Origin of the sequence: Thiomicrospira microaerophila, from assembly GCF_000934765.1 — a bacterium.
In the GTDB taxonomy this organism is placed as follows: Bacteria; Pseudomonadota; Gammaproteobacteria; order Thiomicrospirales; family Thiomicrospiraceae; genus Thiomicrospira; species Thiomicrospira microaerophila.
Genome location: NZ_JYNN01000031.1, coordinates 1 through 18,483, shown reverse-complemented (window position 1 = coordinate 18,483; position 18,483 = coordinate 1). Strand labels below are relative to the sequence as shown.

17 protein-coding genes are annotated in these 18,483 nt (G+C 43.0%); all 17 read left to right on the top strand.

Annotated features, from left to right (window positions below; all coding sequences use genetic code 11):
• Positions 1-21 precede the first annotated feature (21 nt).
• Positions 22-1,689, top strand: coding sequence for a protein kinase domain-containing protein (locus NA59_RS14445; protein ID WP_052501607.1), 1,668 nt, complete (start codon positions 22-24; stop codon positions 1,687-1,689).
• A 105-nt stretch (positions 1,690-1,794) separates the two neighbouring features.
• Positions 1,795-3,381: a protein kinase domain-containing protein gene (locus NA59_RS14440; RefSeq protein WP_052501606.1), complete on the top strand. Its 1,587-nt coding sequence runs from the start codon at positions 1,795-1,797 to the stop codon at positions 3,379-3,381.
• Positions 3,382-3,391: 10 nt separating this feature from the next.
• Positions 3,392-4,921: a protein kinase domain-containing protein gene (locus NA59_RS14435; RefSeq protein WP_052501605.1), complete on the top strand. Its 1,530-nt coding sequence runs from the start codon at positions 3,392-3,394 to the stop codon at positions 4,919-4,921.
• 48 nt (positions 4,922-4,969) lie between these two features.
• On the top strand, positions 4,970-6,649 hold the full coding sequence (locus NA59_RS14430; RefSeq protein WP_052501604.1) for a serine/threonine protein kinase: 1,680 nt from the start codon (positions 4,970-4,972) through the stop codon (positions 6,647-6,649).
• A 16-nt stretch (positions 6,650-6,665) separates the two neighbouring features.
• On the top strand, positions 6,666-7,205 hold the full coding sequence (locus NA59_RS10105) for a hypothetical protein (RefSeq protein WP_052501603.1): 540 nt from the start codon (positions 6,666-6,668) through the stop codon (positions 7,203-7,205).
• 73 nt (positions 7,206-7,278) lie between these two features.
• Positions 7,279-9,132 carry a protein kinase domain-containing protein gene (locus NA59_RS14425; protein WP_052501602.1) on the top strand — a complete coding sequence of 618 codons (1,854 nt, stop codon included), beginning with the start codon at positions 7,279-7,281 and terminating at the stop codon, positions 9,130-9,132.
• A 66-nt stretch (positions 9,133-9,198) separates the two neighbouring features.
• A complete protein-coding gene (locus NA59_RS14420; protein WP_052501601.1) occupies positions 9,199-10,146 on the top strand; it encodes an Lcl domain-containing protein in 948 nt (315 codons plus the stop codon).
• A 12-nt stretch (positions 10,147-10,158) separates the two neighbouring features.
• Entirely contained in the window at positions 10,159-10,821 is a 663-nt protein-coding gene (locus tag NA59_RS15395) for an FHA domain-containing protein (protein WP_198401090.1), read from the top strand.
• A 68-nt stretch (positions 10,822-10,889) separates the two neighbouring features.
• The gene (locus tag NA59_RS10085; protein ID WP_052501600.1) at positions 10,890-11,657 is read left to right on the top strand and encodes a MotA/TolQ/ExbB proton channel family protein; all 768 of its coding nucleotides are present in this window, start codon (positions 10,890-10,892) and stop codon (positions 11,655-11,657) included.
• On the top strand, positions 11,647-12,981 hold the full coding sequence (locus NA59_RS10080; RefSeq protein ID WP_044411864.1) for a trypsin-like peptidase domain-containing protein: 1,335 nt from the start codon (positions 11,647-11,649) through the stop codon (positions 12,979-12,981). Before NA59_RS10085 ends, NA59_RS10080 begins: the two co-directional genes overlap by 11 nt.
• Entirely contained in the window at positions 12,978-13,616 is a 639-nt protein-coding gene (locus NA59_RS10075) for a hypothetical protein (RefSeq protein WP_044411861.1), read from the top strand. Before NA59_RS10080 ends, NA59_RS10075 begins: the two co-directional genes overlap by 4 nt.
• 18 nt (positions 13,617-13,634) lie before the next feature.
• Positions 13,635-14,021: an FHA domain-containing protein gene (locus NA59_RS10070; protein ID WP_044411858.1), complete on the top strand. Its 387-nt coding sequence runs from the start codon at positions 13,635-13,637 to the stop codon at positions 14,019-14,021.
• Positions 14,022-14,030: 9 nt separating this feature from the next.
• Positions 14,031-15,164, top strand: coding sequence for a PP2C family protein-serine/threonine phosphatase (locus NA59_RS10065; protein WP_052501599.1), 1,134 nt, complete (start codon positions 14,031-14,033; stop codon positions 15,162-15,164).
• A complete protein-coding gene (locus tag NA59_RS14415) occupies positions 15,154-16,059 on the top strand; it encodes an RDD family protein (protein ID WP_198401089.1) in 906 nt (301 codons plus the stop codon). Before NA59_RS10065 ends, NA59_RS14415 begins: the two co-directional genes overlap by 11 nt.
• Before the next feature lie 3 nt (positions 16,060-16,062).
• On the top strand, positions 16,063-16,971 hold the full coding sequence (locus NA59_RS10050) for a serine/threonine protein kinase (protein WP_052501597.1): 909 nt from the start codon (positions 16,063-16,065) through the stop codon (positions 16,969-16,971).
• Positions 16,972-17,018: 47 nt separating this feature from the next.
• Positions 17,019-17,975 (top strand): PP2C family protein-serine/threonine phosphatase, encoded by a 957-nt coding sequence (locus tag NA59_RS10045; protein WP_052501596.1) that lies wholly within the window; start codon positions 17,019-17,021, stop codon positions 17,973-17,975.
• Positions 17,972-18,483: serine/threonine protein kinase (locus tag NA59_RS10040; RefSeq protein WP_044411856.1), on the top strand; the 512-nt coding region annotated here is incomplete at its 3' end. The genes NA59_RS10045 and NA59_RS10040, both read left to right, overlap by 4 nt.

Genomic DNA, 18,483 nt, shown 5'->3' with positions numbered 1-18,483 from the left:
TAAGAATTTGAAAGGAAAACCATGGCTAAACTCGAATTTAACCACCGCACCTTACCTCAAGGCTATCAACTTGGGGATTATGTAGTCGAGGACCTTCTCGGGCAGGGTGGATTTGGTATTGCATATTTAGCCAAAGATATTCATCTTCATAATCATGTGGTGATTAAGGAGTATTTTCCGAATGAGATTGTGAGTCGTGATGGTCAAACGGTTACGCCTTTTGGCACTAGTGGTCAAGATGACTTTGAGCGGGGAATGCAACGGTTTGTTGAAGAGGGTAGAGCATTAGCGAGATTTAACCATCCAGCTGTGGTGCGTATTCTTAAATACTTCCAACAAAACAACACCGCTTACTTGGTGATGGAATTTATCGATGGTGAACCACTTGACCAGTACCTTAAAAGAAAAGGAACCCTAACTCCAGAAGTTGTTGAACATTTAGCCAATGAGCTGCTTGATGGTCTAGCTATAGTTCACCAACATGGCCTGATTCATCGCGACATTAAACCGGCCAATATTATGCTGCGCCCAGGTGGTAAACCGGTATTGATTGATTTTGGTGCAGCCAAAGACGCTTTAGCAGAGAAAAGCCATTCTGTGGTTGTGACGGCAGGCTATGGGGCGTTGGAGCAATACAGCTCTAAATCTCAGCTGACACCAGCCACGGATTTGTATGCGCTGGGTGGTACGCTCTATAAATGCCTAACGGGGCAAACACCTGAAGAATCAAGCTCTCGTATAATTCAAGACGACCATCCTGTTATCAGTAGTCTTTCAATAGCAAAAAGTTGTTCAACGGGGCTTGTAGCCCTCATTGATCAATCAATGCATATTAAGCAAAAGGATAGGCTTCAAAGTGCGATGGCAGCAAAAAACACATTAATTAAAACTAAAGTTGTGGAAGAAAAAAAAGCAATACGGACAGAAGCAAATAAAGAGTACTTGATCGCAGGTATGATTGAGATGGCCTCTAGTACAGGATCAATTACCCATGAAGAGATCGATTTCATTGTTCAAAAAGCTAAAGCACATCATGTCGATATTGCCTTTGTTAAGTCACTTATAAACAAAATGGTTTCAGAGCATGGGTTAAAAATATTAGAGTCTAAAAGAGACGATGAATCTTCAGATAAAGTTGCGCAACAATCTAAGCTGAATACAAATGCTAAGTTAAATAAACCATATCAACCTGAACCAAAAATTAATATTGAAATTGACTATACATGGACAACCAACTTATGGAGATGGGCTGATCAAATGAATATTCCAAAGTACCAGTGCAATTTTGATACGGGAAAATGGGTTGGAATGCCACGAACTAGAGCAGATTTAATTTCATTGAAAGAGTTAGACTTATCAAATATTAAACTCAATACACTGCCGAAAGAATTAATGGAGTTAACTTCTCTTGAGTATCTCAATTTATACAAGTGTAACCTTCGAAGTATTCCACCGCTAATATCAAATCTCAAAAAACTCAAATCACTTAATCTTAACGATAACAATCTTGTCAGCTTACCGAATGAGATAGGAGAACTGTCTCAATTACAAACGTTAATGCTCAGGGGTAATGCAGGACTCAGTAGTTTGCCTCAAAGCTTGTTTAAGTTGACAGCCCTAGAAAAGTTAGTTATGGATGGGTTTTTAAGTTACAGATACAATAGTTTACGTAAATATTCTGGGAAATAAGGGTGCAAAAAAACAGATGCAATGTTATCCAAAGTCTTTCGTTCATTGTTGGTATTTCTCTAACAGCGGTATCTCTGGATTTTGGTATCAAAATGAGGTTTTCTAATGGCTGTTAATATTTTGCAAGCAACCCTAGTTATACTTTTTATTATCTTAGTGGTTTACTTTTTTTCCTTAAAACGAAAAATAAATGAAAGGCACTCAGATAGTAGCGCTACTGTTGGCTTAGGCGGATGGCTAATAATCGTTGGCTTGGGTGTTGTCATTACGCCTTTATATACACTAATTCACTTTATTGAATCCAATAAGGTATTCCTTGAAGATGGTGTTTGGGAATTATTAACCATTGAGGGTTCAGAGTATTATGTAGAAGGTATTAAAGGGCTCTTAATATTTGAAACCTTGCTGAATATAGGATTAATCAGTGCTCATACCTGGTTAATTTATCTATTCTTTTCTAAAAACTATAGATTTCCGGTTGTTTTCATCATTCTTTGGACGTTACCGTTTGTGTATCTACCAGCATATGCTTGGTATGCTGCTGAGGTTCTGCAGTTAGAAGATGTCTTCGACTCAGATACAGTTTCAGCGATATTAAAGTCAGTTATCTATGCCTTGATATGGATACCCTATATGGTTTTGTCAGAAAGAGTACGGCAGACATTTGTTAATGGTAAAGCAAGCACCCCGGTTTCTATAAAACAAATAGAAAGTGAGACACACGTTGACACCAACATTATGAATGAGATTCAAAATCCTTTGCCTGAAAGTGACGTTTTGATTGAGCCAAGTAGGGAATTAAACATTACAAAACCTGAATTTAATCATCAAACGCTATCGCGCGGATATCAAATTGAAGACTACGTTATTGAAGATCTACTCGGGCAGGGTGGTTTTGGTATTGCGTATTTAGCTAGGGATCTGTATTTGCAGAATCATGTGGTGATTAAAGAATATTTTCCGAATGACATTGTCAGTCGTGATGGACAAACTGTTGCACCATTTGGCACAACAGGATTAGATGAGTTTGAACGCGGAATGCAAAGGTTTGTTGAGGAGGGGCGAGCGTTAGCTCGATTCAACCATCCATCAGTAGCGCGTATTTTAAAATACATTCAGAAAAATAATACCGCTTATTTGGTGATGGAATTTATTGATGGTGAATCACTTGAGCATTACTTAAAACGTAAACACACAATAGAGCCTAGTGTAGTTGAACACCTTGCTAAAGAACTACTCGACGGCCTAGAGGTTGTCCATCAACATGGTTTAATTCATCGTGATATTAAACCAGCTAATATTATGTTGCGCCCTGGTGGAAAACCAGTCTTGATCGATTTTGGTGCCGCTAAGGATGCATTAGTTGATAAAAGTCATTCTATTGTGATCACTCCTGGTTATGGTGCGCTAGAACAGTACAGTTCAAAATCGCCACTATCTGCCTCCACAGATTTGTATGCACTTGGGGGTACTCTTTACAAGTGCTTAACTGGTAAAACCCCAGAAGAAGCAACGGCAAGGGCGATGGATGATGAGCATACGCCAATTAGCAAATGTCCGATAGCCGATTACTGTTCATCAGGCTTAACTGAGCTTATAGATAAATGTTTGCAGATTAAGCAAGCAGAAAGACCTCAAAATGCAAAAGAAGCAAAAGACATGTTAATTAATAGTATTTATCAAAACCTTTAGAGAAAAATAGATGGCAAAACTTGAATTCAACCACCGCACCTTACCGCAAGGCTATCAACTAGGCGATTATGTAATTGAAGACCTGCTCGGTCAGGGTGGGTTTGGCATTGCGTATTTAGCTAAGGATATTCACCTTCACAATCATGTGGTGATTAAAGAGTATTTCCCAACAGAATTAGTTACACGTGATGGTCAAACCGTGTCACCATTCGGTACCACAGGCCAAGATGACTTTGAACGTGGAATGCAACGGTTTGTTGAAGAGGGGCGTGCTCTAGCACGGTTTAATCATCCAGCGGTCGTCCGTATTCTTAAATACTTCCAACAAAACAATACCGCCTACTTGGTGATGGAATTTATTGATGGCGAAGCTTTAGACCAATACCTCAAACGCAAAGGCACGCTAACACCGGAAGTGGTCGAGCACTTAGCCAGTGAGTTACTGGACGGTCTAGCCGTAGTTCATCAACATGGATTGATTCATCGCGACATCAAACCCGCCAACATCATGCTGCGTCCCGGTGGTAAACCGGTATTGATTGATTTTGGTGCAGCGAAAGATGCGCTTGCAGAGAAAAGCCATTCTGTGGTGGTGACGGCAGGCTATGGGGCGTTGGAGCAATACAGCTCCAAATCTCAGCTTACGCCAGCTACGGATTTGTATGCGCTTGGTGGTACGCTTTACAAGTGTCTGACAGCTCAAACACCTGAAGAAGCAACATCTAGAGTCATTGATGATGAGCACATACCTATTAGTCAGCTACCAATCGCGAAGCAATGTTCACCAGGCCTGGTTGAATTAATTGATCAGTGTATGGAGATCAAACAAAAGGATCGACCAGCTCACGCCAAGGATGCCATGCTCATCCTTGATAAAGCCTCATATCAAAAAAATATCACGCACAAAGACTACTCTGTCTTAGAAGCCATGATTGAGATGGCTGGAGAGGATGGCGTGATTACGCAAAAAGAAACGGACTTTATTCTTAAAAAAGCAAAGCAACTTCAATTCCAGCCAGATGAAGTCCAAAGTCTTATTCAAAAAATAGCAAAACAAAACAACTGGAAGATTGAAACGGACGCCACACAGGGTCAACCTATGCAATCACCGTTACAAACCAAACTTATTGCAAAGCGTTATATTGATAATCAAGATGGGACCGTAACCGATAAAAAAACCAACCTAATCTGGATGCGTTGTAGTTTAGGTCAAGCATGGAACGGACATACTTGTGTTGATCAGCCTAACGTATACGACTGGCAAGAAGCACTGGATATTTCAGAACAAACTACCTATGCAGGATCGAGAGATTGGCGAGTGCCTACTATTGAGGAATTACGCAGTATTGTAGAAGCAAACAACAATCCGGCTATTTGTAGTGAAGCATTTCCAAATACCCACCCAGGTTTCTATTGGTCGGCCTCGCCCTATGCGAACTATAGTAGCTATGCGTGGGGTGTCGGTTTCCATGATGGCAGCGACTACTACAATTATCGCCTCAACGGCAGTCATGTGCGCCTCGTGCGCAGCGGACAGTAACTTTGGCCGCGTAGCGGCTTTTGTAATAAGAATTTAACAGGAAAATAGATGGCAAAACTCGAATTCAACCACCGCACCTTACCCCAAGGTTATCAGCTTGGGGATTATGTGATTGAAGACCTACTCGGACAGGGTGGGTTTGGGATTGCGTATTTGGCAAAAGACATGCATCTGCATAACCATGTGGTGATAAAAGAGTATTTCCCGAATGATATTGTCAGCCGTGATGGTCAAACGGTGGCACCGTTTGGCACCACGGGACAAGATGACTTTGAGCGCGGTATGCAGCGGTTTGTTGAAGAGGGTCGTGCTTTAGCACGGTTTAATCATCCTGCGGTCGTCCGTATTCTTAAATACTTCCAACAAAACAACACCGCCTACTTGGTGATGGAGTTTATCGATGGTGAGCCGCTCGACCAGTACCTCAAACGCAAAGGAACGTTGACGCCTGAAGTGGTTGAACATTTAGCCAGTGAACTGTTAGACGGTTTAGCCGTAGTTCATCAACATGGATTGATTCATCGCGACATTAAACCGGCCAATATCATGCTGCGCCCCGGCGGTAAACCGGTATTGATCGACTTTGGAGCGGCCAAAGACGCCTTGGCAGAGAAAAGCCATTCGGTGATGGTGACTTCAGGATATGGAGCACTAGAACAATACAGCTCCAAATCTCAGCTGACACCAGCCACAGACCTCTATGCGCTTGGCGGCACGCTCTACAAATGCCTAACCGGTAAAACGCCAGAAGAAGCAACAGCACGAGTGATTGATGACGAGCACATACCACTAAGGCAATTACGCATAGCGAAAGACTGTTCACCAGGCCTGGTTGAATTAATTGATCAGTGTATGGAGATTAAACAAGTTGATCGGCCACAGGATGCTAAAGAGGCGAAAGCTTTTTTAGTTTCTATATATTCAAAAAACCAAAATACTAATCATCAATCATCAAATCTTGAACAAACGGAAAGCTTAGATTTTCCTGTTAGTCAAAACATTCATGAAAGCTCAAATAATCAACGAGAATGGGAAATTGCCCTTCAGTACTACCCGAATCTTAAGAATATTGAGTTGAGATTGGCGTTATTTTCAGATGAGCTTGCTATACATTTCCGAAATGAATTACTTGATAAGAAAAACTTTAAACAAGCTAGTCAAGTCGCTGAAAAACTTGAAAACATGTTTCTACAAAATAAGTTTGGAAAACAATCTAAGTTAGTTCAATTAGCCCGTTACCTTTATTTGTCAAAAAAACAACAGGTTATAAGTGAACTGACACAAACCTTATCTACACTTGGGGAAGATGTCGATTATGAATTGGTTTGTAAGAACTTAATTAGCAAGCATATGCTAAATGAGTCGGATGTTTATCAAGAACCAATTTATTTCGATGACCCGATAAAGAATGATTTAGCCGATGCAAATTCGTGGGGTGGAGATCGTGAATTAACGAGTTTTGTGAGGTGGCTGTTGCGCAATGAGTATTATTTTGCAGTCAAAAAACTCCGCGATGTGAATAACCAATATGGCGGTGGATTATCCGCACAAAATAAAATAGAGAAAATTAAAAGGGAGTTCTGTAACCCCAGATTTCAAGGAGGTTCTCTTCAAAAAATCCTTAGTGGTGAGGAAGATTTTGGTGCTGAAGATAGTTCAATGCCCACTTTTCTCTGGGCTTTTATCTCCTTAACAATATTACTTTTCATTTATTTTGAGATAACTTGAGTTAGTGAGCGTATTTATGAGTTTATTAAAAAAGATCTATGACTTATTTTTTACATTGATTGGACTTGCCTTTGTTGGGTTTATTGTTTGGGCGGTGATCATATCAGGCAATGATAATGCAGCGGAGGTTGGAACCGTTCCAGAGCCAGAGTTTTCTCAACCAGCTCAGGTTCTTCCACAAACGGGTGCTGGCTCTAAGAGTTTTAATAATGCTGTAGCCCCCCTTGAAATAAAAACCTCAAGAAATGGCGGCTACCATTACTTTGTGAAAATTGTAGATGCCTATACTGATAGAGAGTTAGGTCGTTTTTTTATCCGATCAGGTGAAACCTTGGATATAGAGGTTCCGCTTGGTAGTTATGAAATTAGATATGCCTCCGGAAAAACATGGTACGGAGTTGACCATTTATTTGGTCCAGATACAATCTATAGCAAAGCGGATTCAATCTTTCATTTTACATACAATGGTTATCAATATAGCGGCTATACCGTAGAGTTGATAATGCAACAGCATGGAAATTTGAGCACATCAAGATTGAATGCTAGTCAATGGTAGTTTACTTGTTGTACAGCAGACAGTGATTTGTGTCGCGCAGCGGCTTTTCAATAAGAATTTAACAGGAAAATAGATGGCAAAACTTGAATTTAACCACCGCACACTACCCCAAGGCTATCAATTGGGCGATTATGTAATCGAAGACTTGCTCGGGCAGGGTGGGTTTGGGATTGCATATTTAGCCAAAGACATTCATCTGCATAACCATGTGGTGATTAAAGAGTATTTCCCGAATGAGATTGTGAGTCGTGATGGACAAACCGTGGCGGCCTTTGGCACTAGTGGCCAAGATGACTTTGAGCGGGGAATGCAACGGTTTGTTGAAGAGGGTAGAGCGCTAGCCCGTTTTAACCATCCAGCGGTAGTTCGAATTCTCAAATACTTTCAACAAAACAACACGGCCTACTTGGTGATGGAATTCATTGATGGTGAACCTTTAGACCAATACCTCAAACGCAAAGAAACGCTGATGCCTGAGGTGGTGGAGCATTTAGCTATCGAGCTATTGGATGGTCTTGCCGTAGTACATCAACACGGGTTGATTCACCGAGACATCAAGCCAGCCAATATTATGCTGCGCCCAGGTGGTAAACCGGTATTGATTGACTTTGGAGCCGCCAAAGATGCGCTGGCAGAAAAAAGCCATTCGGTGGTTGTGACGGCAGGCTATGGTGCCTTGGAGCAATACAGCTCTAAATCTCAGCTGACACCAGCCACAGACCTCTATGCTCTTGGCGGCACGCTCTACAAATGCCTTACTGGAGAAACTCCGGAAGAAGCCACATCACGTGTCATTGATGATGAGCACACACCACTAACTGAATTACGAATAGCTAAAGACTGTTCACCAGGTCTGGTTGAATTAATTGATCAGTGTATGGAGATTAAGCAAGCCGACAGACCTGTTGATGCGCAATCCGCAAAAGCATTGTTAGCACAGCCAAAACAAAATTTAGAACCTGAAAATAATACTGTTAAGCAAAATCAAGCCATTACTGCACTACAGGGCATGATCGAAATGGCGGGTAGTGACGGGGTGATTACCCAAAAAGAAATCGCGTTTATTATAGAAAAAGGCATTGGGCTAGGTTTAGATGAACAAACAGTAACATCGGCAATCTTAGAAATAGCAGAATATAAAAATTGGATAGTTGAACAAGAGGAGCCTGAGGCAGCCTGGTCAGTGTCAGGTTACGCGAAGGATGAGCCGACTAAGGCACCTGCTAAACAATCAAACAGTAAGCCTCTTATTTCCTTTCTTCTTTTTTTGATCGTGGCACTTATTTTGGTTATAACAGTTATTGGCATTTTAATTATTACGTCTGCAGATGAACCATTAATTGCCCACTCAGTTAATCCCTCAGTAACGCCAGACACAAAGCTTGCGCAACCCCAATCCTCAAATCAAACACCCTTGAACGCTGGACGCTATCGTGATAATCGTGATGGCACAGTGACTGACATTAAAACCAATCTAACCTGGATGCGTTGTAGTTTGGGTCAAACATGGAATGGTATGACTTGCACCAGCGAGGCCGACAACTATACCTGGCAACAAGCTATGGATAGAGCCAAACAAACCCGTTTTGCCGCAAAAGCGGATTGGCGTTTGCCAACAGTCGATGAGTTACACGGATTGGTAAATTGCAGTTCGGGACAACAGAGAGAACGTCGTGTTGGAAGTGATGGTCGGCAAGTTAGGGTTGGTGATAATTGGTTAGATGGTCGGTGTGAAGGCAGTTATAGTCGACCAACGATTGTCTCTGAGGCATTTCCAAATACACCAGAATTGTTTTATTGGTCGGCCTCGCCCCTTGCCAATTATAGTAGCTATGCGTGGGGTGTCAATTTCAATGATGGCTACGGCAACAGCAGTTTTTATCGCAACGGCAGCGGTCATGTGCGTCTTGTGCGCAGCGGACAGTAACTTTGGCCGCGTAGCGGCTTTTGTCTAGGCTTTAGATATCTGAAAAATTTTTATAAAGGATACAGTATGACAGATTACACAAAGATAAAGATAGGGCGGCATCATGGCGAAGATGTCGATTTAAAAATTGATAATGACACTGTAAGCCGGGTCCATGCGCAAGCTTGGTATGAACCTGCATTAGAAATGGTGGTAGTCAAGGACTTAGGTAGCGTAAATGGCACCGAACCCGCCGGTCAAGCTGAACTTGCGGGTGACACGATTCGTGTTGGCTTGGAGGGGAGCGTGGTTTTAGGTGAAGTCGAACTCAGTTATGACCAGCTTAAAGCCAGTATCGATGCAAAGGTTGCGCACTCGGATCAATTAACCCGCGCACAACAAAAAGAGGTTGATAAAAAACGTTTCAGATCAATATCTCTCATATCACTAGTGGTCGTGGCCATGCTCTCAGTTGCGGGCTATTTTTATTACACGCTCTCGGCCAATAAACAAGCCGTAGAAGCATCCGTAGATGAGTTATCCAGAGCGTTACACGAAGCCGAAGAGCTTATGCGAAATCCGCCTCAAATTGTGGTTGAGCTCAATCAAGAAATGGTCAGCGGATTTCTAGTGTATTCCGATGGCACTGCCACCGATACACGGACCGGTTTAATGTGGAGTCGATGCTTATTAGGTCAAAACTGGCAATCGGCTACTAAAACGTGCGAAGGGTCGCCTTCGACCTACAAAGGTGATCGAACACAAGGCGCGGCGACTATCGCTAATCAAGCGGCATTGCTTGATAAAAGCGACTGGCGAGTGCCTAGCCGAACAGAGCTGTTAACACTGGTGCAGGGTGTGGAGTCCACGGTCTTTCAAACTGTCCTACCCAATGATCCAATGGGATTTGTATGGTCCAGCACGCCCCATCGTGAAGCAGACTCCCATTGGAATGTGAACTTTGCCGATGGTAAGGTGTATTGGAATAACAACGAATTTTTAAGATATGTAAGACTCGTTCGAGATTTAAACTAAAAGGAGACAACAATGTCAGATAACGCCGATGTAACAAGACGAATCGTAAGAGAAACCAAAAGCCCGATTGATGATATTGAAACGCATAAAATGGGTGCTAACCCTAGTTATGGGGATCAAAGCTACACATCAGACACAACCAGCTTTATTGATGATATTGCTAACCGCAGCCCCGTCAGAAACTTTGGTGCGGATGACGCTACAGACCATATCAGTGCATTAAATAAGCCAGCGAAGCCTTATCAGGAAGATGAAGCAACGCGTATCTTTAGACCCAATGCCGCGCCTAAAGCTGAAAGCGCCGCACCCGTTGAAAGTGATCATATGCGAGATCCTGTTGTCGGCTGGGTGGTGGTGGTTGATGGTCCAGGTAAAGGGGCGGCCTTAGCGTTGGGTTACGGTATGAATACGATTGGTCGAGCGAATTGCCGGGTTAATCTAAATTTTGGTGATTTGGATATTTCGCGCGAACCACATGCCAGCATTACCTATGACCCACGTGGACGCGTGTTTTATGTCAACCATGGCGGTGGTAAGAACCTCACCTATCTTAACGATGCACCGGTACTTCAACCAGCGGTACTCAATGGCGGTGAAGTGATTAATCTGGGTGAAACAGCCCTAAAGTTCGTGCCTTTTTGTGGCAAGGAATTTGATTGGCAGGATGGGAAATAACAACTTTTCTAACAGGACATCTGAGATAAGCTTTTTCGGATGTCCTGGAGAGTGAAATGGACATGACTATGACAGAAACAAAACGGCTTCACTATTTTGCTAGCGCGCTTGGACTAAGCTTTGTGTTCTTATTTTTAGCTTGGGCTCTGCTACCTCAAAGCCAGCTTTTTACTATTTTGTTTGGCCAGGGGACGGATAGCTATCCCTTCACGATGCATAACCTGATGTGGATCGTTTTGTTTGTAGGCTTTGCGGAATTGCTCTATCGGTTTCATGTCACAATTAACAATCAAAAACAATTAGCGAGTCACCTTTTGCCTGAAGATGACCATACGATATTAACAGCTAAAGACTTAGGCCCTTATTACCAAAAATTAAAAGCTCAAGCCCATTTACCCATGTTCTTACCCAAATTAGTGTTACGGGTTGTCACTCAATTTCAGACATCAAAATCGGTGGAGCAAGCGCAAAACCTATTGAATGCGAGTCTGGAGTTAGTGCAGCATGAGATTGATTTGAAATACAGTATGGCGCGCTACATCATGTGGCTGATCCCAACCCTAGGTTTTATAGGTACGGTGTTGGGCATTTCAGCGGCCCTCGTGCATGCCGGTAGCGTGTCGCCTCAGGATGAAAATCTATTAACGGAGGTCACACTTCAGTTAGGCGTGGCTTTTCATACCACCTTACTGGCATTATTCATGTCAGGCGTACTAATGTTTATCTTGCATGTTATTCAGTCTATGGAGGAGCGTGTTTTAAATCAAGCCGGTCAATACTGTCTCGATAATTTGATTAATCGACTCTACAACGAGAAAGAACACGATGCAGGTTGAAATCAAGTCGCCATTCTTTCTATCTAGCAACCTGTTTTGGCTTATTTGCCTAGTTGGTATTCACTTTATTTTTATCAGTACAGCCAACGCCATTGGGTTTAATGTAGCTCAAACAGATTCAAAAGTTGTCAGAATCGTTCTTGCACATGCTGAGCACGGTGTAATTACAGGTTCGGGGGTATTTGTAACGCAAAATGGCTATATTTTAACCAATCATCATGTTGTCCAGTTCAATGATGATGACGATGTTGAGCTAGGGCGTATGGTGCTTGTTTTTCAAAAAGGTATCGATGGCTCACGGGATGTGATCGATGGTGTGGTGATAGCGATTGATAGACATACTGACTTGGCGTTAGTGAAGATCAATAAAACAGGTCTAGCACATATCCATCTTTCTCATTCTGCGCCATTAAAAGCCAGCACAGTTTATGCATTAGGCTTTCCAGTTGTCGCGGATGAAGTTGCAGGGAGCATGGTAAGAGATCTCGATCATGTCCCATTAAATTTTATTGAGCCGACTCTAACCCAAGGCATTATTAGTCGTGAAATAAGTTCTGCCCTAACCCGCACCACTCAAGATCGTAGCTGGTATCAACATAGCGCCGCTATTCATGCGGGCAATAGTGGAGGCCCGCTAATAAACCACTGTGGACAGCTGGTGGGAATAAACACCTTTGTGCATAGAGAGGGTGCGGCGGCCATGTATTTTGCCAGCAGTTTAACCTATGTAGCCAAGTTTCTAAGCGAGTCTGGGGTAAGCTTTAATCAAGCTGATGCACCCTGTAGTCACGCCACACTCAATCAAAGTCTAACAGGACTACCAATGTGGTTCATGATTGTATTGAGCCTACTGGTGTTGTTGACACTTACCCTAGCTATTAAAAAGCCTAAAGTTATCAAAGAGCGGGTGGTTGAGCGCTACAGTCAATGGCGTCGTCGCTCAGATGAATCCGCACCCCAAGCCCCGCCCCAACCAGCGGCTGTTATAAAGAGCTCACCCAAAATAAGTGAGGGATGGCAATTGAACAACCCCATAGACAACACGACGTTTTATCGTTTTGGGAATCTTTCAACCGGCTCCAGTTGGGTTATTGGACGTGACCCATCGATGTCGGATATCTGTTTTGGCGACCGTACGGTATCCAGAGCACACCTAATCATCAGCTATGAGCATGAAGGATTTCATGTTGAAGACATGAACACCACTAACGGTACACGCATCAATGGTCGGCTGCTCAAACCCTTTAAGCCGGTTGCTATCGAGCAGAACACACGTATCCAACTTGGAAGTGTCGAGTTGGTATTAACTAGGGCGGCTCGATGAAAAGACGTTATAGAGAATCCAGTATTTTTAATATGTCCGCGCTAGATCTGTTTGCAAGCGCGCTCGGTGCGGTGATTTTAATCATGGTCATTTTGTTGCCATACTATTTAAAAACGGCTTTTTTATCACCTGAGGACCTACATGTTCAATTGCAAATAGCGGAGAAAAAACTAAAAGAGCTTGAAGAAGCTAATCAAGAATTAACATTAAAATCCAATGCTACTTTTTTACTCATTTCGTTGAGCTGGAGTTCGGAGCCCGATATAGATTTGTTTGTTCGCGACCCGCATGGAAACTTGTTTAACTTTAATAAGCATAACCGGTTAGCAGAAGGCCAAAACCGTCGCCCACATTTTCAAGATTCTTTGGCTGAGTTAAGTGTCGATGCGACACGCGGTCCTGCTTCTGAAATTTGGATGACACCTGTCGCAGAAGTAGGGCGTTATGAGGTGTACTACAGCTATTACTCTGCAGGCACTGTCCCTGCTGTATTACAAGGGCGTATTTTTCACTCTCATGGTATCGATACGATTAAACCCATTACGCTGCGCGGCGGTTTGAATCGACGTGGCATTCATGTGGCGACGGTATATGTGAATGAGGCAGGTGAAATTAGCGTTGTTGACCATATTTAAGGTTATCGGAGAAAAAAAATGGTTAAAAGAGTTTTGATTGGAACGAGTAATGACTGTGACTATAGAATTGATGATAAAACAGTCAGTCGTCACCATGCCGATTTAATTATAAAAGGGGATGGTTCGTGTCTAATTATAGATCATCAAAGCACAAATGGAACGTTTGTGCGAGACCAGACAGCTCCATCTTCATCTGGATGGAAAAAAATAAAACAGGCGCCACTAAAAAAGAATGCGGTGATTATGCTGGGGGCTTTTGAGCTACAGATTCAAGATGTTTTGGGTTCTATTCAAACACCCGATTTAGACAAGGTGGATGCCAAGCCTAAAGCGCTCAAGAAAGCTTTACCCAAACCTGAAAAGTTTATTAGAAATGCACAGGGTCAGATCGTACCTGCAAATTAAGGATATGCAATGAAAACAAAAATAAAGCTAGTCTATGGTTCGAGTATTCATCAAGGTGCCCGCGCTTACCAAGAAGACAGCTGCTATTGGCTCGAAACAGCGAAAAGTGGTTGTATGGGTTTTGTGCTTGCAGATGGCATGGGTGGGCATGCCGCTGGTGATGTGGCTAGCCAAACACTAGTTAAAAACTACCAAGCGGTGTTCTCTCAGTTAGCACAAATTGACTCAATCACAGACGCGTTGGCGACATCATTACATAAAGCTAACCAAGAAATCAAAACACTGATTCGAGAGCAACCTGCGCTAGCAAGCATGGGGTCAACCTATCTTGCCGGTTTTGTTTGTGATAAGACACTGTATTGGATTAGTGTCGGTGACTCACCTCTTTATCTTTATTCAGGTGGCAAGCTTCGCCAAATAAACGAAGACCATTCAATGGCACCTGAGCTCAAAGAACGCGTAGCAAAAGGGGAGATTACCCAAGAACAAGCCGACACGCACCCGAATAGAAACTCGTTATATTCAGCGGTGATGGGGGATGCGATTGAGATGATTGATCACCCTAAAAAAGGGATAGCATTGGATGTTGGTGATGTAGTCATTATTGCCAGTGATGGCATCCAAACACTCAGTGAGCAAGAAATCGAAACTATTGTTAAGCATTGGCATGAGCATACCGCTGATGCCGATTTAACGAATATATTATTAGAGGCCGTCTTAAAGAAGAAAAATCCACGCCAAGATAACACCACAATTATGGCGGCGGCATTCATATCCTCAAGCACCACATCCAATCAAAACATAGAAGCTGACGCCAATGCCAATGATATGAGTTGGAGCAGCTTAATGCGCGAAGACACATCCCCAAAAAAAACATCAAGCGCCAACCCTAGAAAATCAATGTGGGCGTTGGGCCTATTAGCGCTATTGGCGCTAGGCGTGTTTAGCACGATGAGTTTGATGAAAGAAGACACATCGGCTGAAGAACACCCGCTGGCCACGCATGAAGAACTACAGCTGGGTATTGAGGTTGAGACCTCAGGGTTGAATCAACCCCAAACGCTAGATGGCCAAGTGCCATTATTGCCCGATGCTAATGATGCAAGCATCAATAAAGAGGAGGGAAGCCCAGGTGAGTTATAGTAGAGAAAACCTAAACATTGCTTCCCTGTGGAAGCGCATTTTTGCTTTTATTATCGACGTAGGTGTAGTATTCGTTGTTCTGACGCTGTTTGCCACAGTAGCTGGATTGTCTGAATACATGCTCGGTGTTGATGACTTGTGGGTAGGGGTCGCCACCCTTTTAGTGGTGCTTTTATGGCCCATACTGTATTTTTCACATATGCATAGCTCACCAAAACGCGCGACCTATGGTAAACAGCTAATGAGCATCCAGATAAAGCATCTAGATAGCGATACATTAAGCTATGGGCGTGCCTTTGGTCGAGAGTTATTCCGTTTCTTCTTTTTTTCAATTACCTACTTATTTGCCTTATTTAGTGGGAAAAATCAAACTCTACACGATATGGTGGCGAATACAGTCGTCATCAATAAACCTAGCTCAACATCCAATTTTAAACCAGCCACAAGCCCTGAGATCAAGCCGCCAGTAGAAAAGCCCTATCGACCTGTCCCGGATCCTATTGTTGAACAACCTAAAAAATCATCTGATGCGCCAGAAAAGAAGCCAATGGCACGGCCTTCAAAAACCCAATCAGATATTATTTGGATTATCTCAGGCTTCACGCATGGTGGCGAGGCGTTTCGCTTGACGCTCACCCAGCACGAATTAGAAATGGGTATTGTGATTGGCGGACGTAAAACGGATAAAACTACACACGTTGTGCCGGATGATACGGTTTCAGGTCAGCATCTAAAGCTATCCTTAAAAGCAGATAACTTACATTTAGAAGACTTGGGGAGTACGAATGGAACTTATATAGATGATCAGGTTATTAAACCTCATCGTCCCATTCAGGTTGGTATCCAATCCAGAATTCAAGTTGGTGGTTCTGAAATACAGCTTTCAAAAGGGTAGTGTATGCATAATCGAAATACCTTGCCAGTTGGCTCCAAGCTCGATAAATATCTGATCACAGGCGTGTTGGGGGTAGGTGGTTTTGGTGTTACCTATAAAGCCAAAGATGAGGCGGGTACACGTGTCGCAATTAAGGAGTATTTGCCAGCGGAGTTATCTTATAGAGATCAGAAGAGTGAATCGGTTCGGCCAAGGTCAAAATCTGATTTTGATGATTTTATGTGGGGATTGCGGCGCTTTAAGGATGAAGCCTTTTCTTTGGTGCGATTTGAACATCCTTCAATTGTAAAAGTTCAACGTTACTTTGAAACCAATAATACGGCCTATATAGTCATGCCTTTTTACCCAGGTAAGCCATTAGCCTTTTACATCAAACAAGGTGTTCTTTTTAATCCAGAAGAAGCCGAATTCATGTTTGATTATCTGATGCAGGGCTTAACTTCAGTGCATAAAACGGGGATGGTGCACCGCGATATTAAACCGGACAATATTCTACTGCTCGATAGTGGCTTTCCGCTACTACTTGATTTTGGTGCTGCACGCCAGCGATTAGGCGAGCATAGCCAGCAGATGACACGTGTACTCACACCGCCCTATGCCGCTTATGAGCAATATATATCTAAATCTCATGTGGGTTGCTGGACAGATTATTATGGGCTTTCAGCAACCTTTTATGAGTGTATTACAGGGCAAAAACCGCTAGATGGTATGGAGCGCTTTGTGGCTTTACATGATGGGGATCCTGACCCATTAGTCCCTATTCCGGATATCACACCCTACGCCCATAATGAGCGATTTATTGAAATTCTGATGAACGGTTTGGCGGTTAACCAAGAACATCGACCTAGAAGTTATGAGGAATGGAAGTCAAGAGTTAGCCGTACATCAAAAACACAGTATTTAAAATGGTAATTTAAGGTGGTATTGCACCATATAACTAACATATAGGCAGATAGCATATGAAAAATTTAATCTCCGAATTAGCCAGCGCCATCCATATTGGCGGGCGAGATGAGCAACAAGATAGTGTAAAAATACACACTTTAAACAACGCTCACTTGCTTGTTGTGGCTGATGGTATGGGTGGACATAGAGGCGGGCAGTTAGCATCTAGTATTGCCGTGGACGTAATGGTCTCGCAATTCATTAAAGAGAATGGCGTACCCCAAAATCCTCAAGATTTTTTAAAACAAACCATTCATCTGGCTAATGCAGAAATAAACCGACAAGGTGAGCAACAAAATATAAAGCCAAGGACAACCATTGTTGTGGCCATTATTATTGAGAATCAAGCTTTTTGGGCGCATGTCGGTGACAGTCGATTATATTTATTTAAAAAAGGGGTGTTTTCTGAACGCACAAGAGACCATTCCGTTGTCCAAATGCTTTTAGATACCGATCAAATTACAGAAGAAGAGATGGGAACCCATCCTGACCAAAACCGTTTGTTACAAAGTGTGGGTGGAGAAAACCCGCCTAAGGTCACCATAGGGCAATCAAGCCTAGAGAGTGGCGACGCTATTTTCTTGTGTTCTGATGGTTTATGGGAGCGTTTTGATATACCTGAAATGACTAAGGCCGCAAATTTAGAGGGTAAAGCGGATATTAAAACTTGGACCCAGAAAATGGTAGAAGAGGCAGCAAAAAGAGGGGGGCCTAAGGGCGATAATGTCTCTCTCGCCGTTTACAAGCACCAGACAAAAAAAATAGTGCCCTCCATGCCTAAGTCGATATTGGCTATTATCTCACTGAGCGTAATACTGATTTTAGGGATTGCAAGCTACGGGTGGATTAAACACGGAACAGGTATAGATAACTCAGATCAATCTGTGAGTTTAGAACAGCCCGCCATCGATAGTTCAATAAGTGTAGATGCACTGGAAACTGACAAGCAAGAAGACAGGCCGACTCCATGAGCAAACTCGAATTCAACCACCGCACCTTACCCCAAGGGTATCAACTTGGGGATTATGTAATCGAAGACCTACTCGGTCAGGGTGGGTTTGGTATTGCATATTTAGCCAAAGACATTCATCTACATAATAATGTCGTGATTAAAGAGTATTTCCCGAATGAGATTGTGAGTCGTGATGGTCAAACCGTGGCGGCCTTTGGCACTAGTGGCCAAGATGACTTTGAACGGGGAATGCAACGGTTTGTTGAAGAAGGGCGGGCGTTAGCGCGGTTTAATCATCCAGCCGTGGTGCGTATTCTTAAATACTTTCAACAAAACAATACCGCCTATTTGGTGATGGAGTTTATTGATGGTGAACCGCTAGACAAGTACCTCAAACGCAAAGAAACGTTGACGCCTGAAGTGGTGGAGCATTTAGCCAGTGAACTGCTTGATGGTCTTACCGTAGTACATCAACACGGGTTGATTCACCGCGACATCAAGCCAGCCAATATCATGCTGCGCCCCGG

Bases quoted from the DNA above. Each gene is read 5' to 3' on its own strand.
- NA59_RS14425 (WP_052501602.1), top strand. From the start codon at position 7,279: ATGGCAAAACTTGAATTTAACCACCGCACACTACCCCAAGGCTATCAA.
- NA59_RS10085 (WP_052501600.1), top strand. From the start codon at position 10,890: ATGACAGAAACAAAACGGCTTCACTATTTTGCTAGCGCGCTTGGACTA.
- NA59_RS10045 (WP_052501596.1), top strand. From the start codon at position 17,019: ATGAAAAATTTAATCTCCGAATTAGCCAGCGCCATCCATATTGGCGGG.
- NA59_RS10075 (WP_044411861.1), top strand. From the start codon at position 12,978: ATGAAAAGACGTTATAGAGAATCCAGTATTTTTAATATGTCCGCGCTA.
- NA59_RS14430 (WP_052501604.1), top strand. From the start codon at position 4,970: ATGGCAAAACTCGAATTCAACCACCGCACCTTACCCCAAGGTTATCAG.
- NA59_RS10080 (WP_044411864.1), top strand. From the start codon at position 11,647: ATGCAGGTTGAAATCAAGTCGCCATTCTTTCTATCTAGCAACCTGTTT.
- NA59_RS10105 (WP_052501603.1), top strand. From the start codon at position 6,666: ATGAGTTTATTAAAAAAGATCTATGACTTATTTTTTACATTGATTGGA.
- NA59_RS14420 (WP_052501601.1), top strand. From the start codon at position 9,199: ATGACAGATTACACAAAGATAAAGATAGGGCGGCATCATGGCGAAGAT.
- NA59_RS14440 (WP_052501606.1), top strand. From the start codon at position 1,795: ATGGCTGTTAATATTTTGCAAGCAACCCTAGTTATACTTTTTATTATC.
- NA59_RS14445 (WP_052501607.1), top strand. From the start codon at position 22: ATGGCTAAACTCGAATTTAACCACCGCACCTTACCTCAAGGCTATCAA.
- NA59_RS15395 (WP_198401090.1), top strand. From the start codon at position 10,159: ATGTCAGATAACGCCGATGTAACAAGACGAATCGTAAGAGAAACCAAA.
- NA59_RS10050 (WP_052501597.1), top strand. From the start codon at position 16,063: ATGCATAATCGAAATACCTTGCCAGTTGGCTCCAAGCTCGATAAATAT.
- NA59_RS14435 (WP_052501605.1), top strand. From the start codon at position 3,392: ATGGCAAAACTTGAATTCAACCACCGCACCTTACCGCAAGGCTATCAA.
- NA59_RS10070 (WP_044411858.1), top strand. From the start codon at position 13,635: ATGGTTAAAAGAGTTTTGATTGGAACGAGTAATGACTGTGACTATAGA.
- NA59_RS10065 (WP_052501599.1), top strand. From the start codon at position 14,031: ATGAAAACAAAAATAAAGCTAGTCTATGGTTCGAGTATTCATCAAGGT.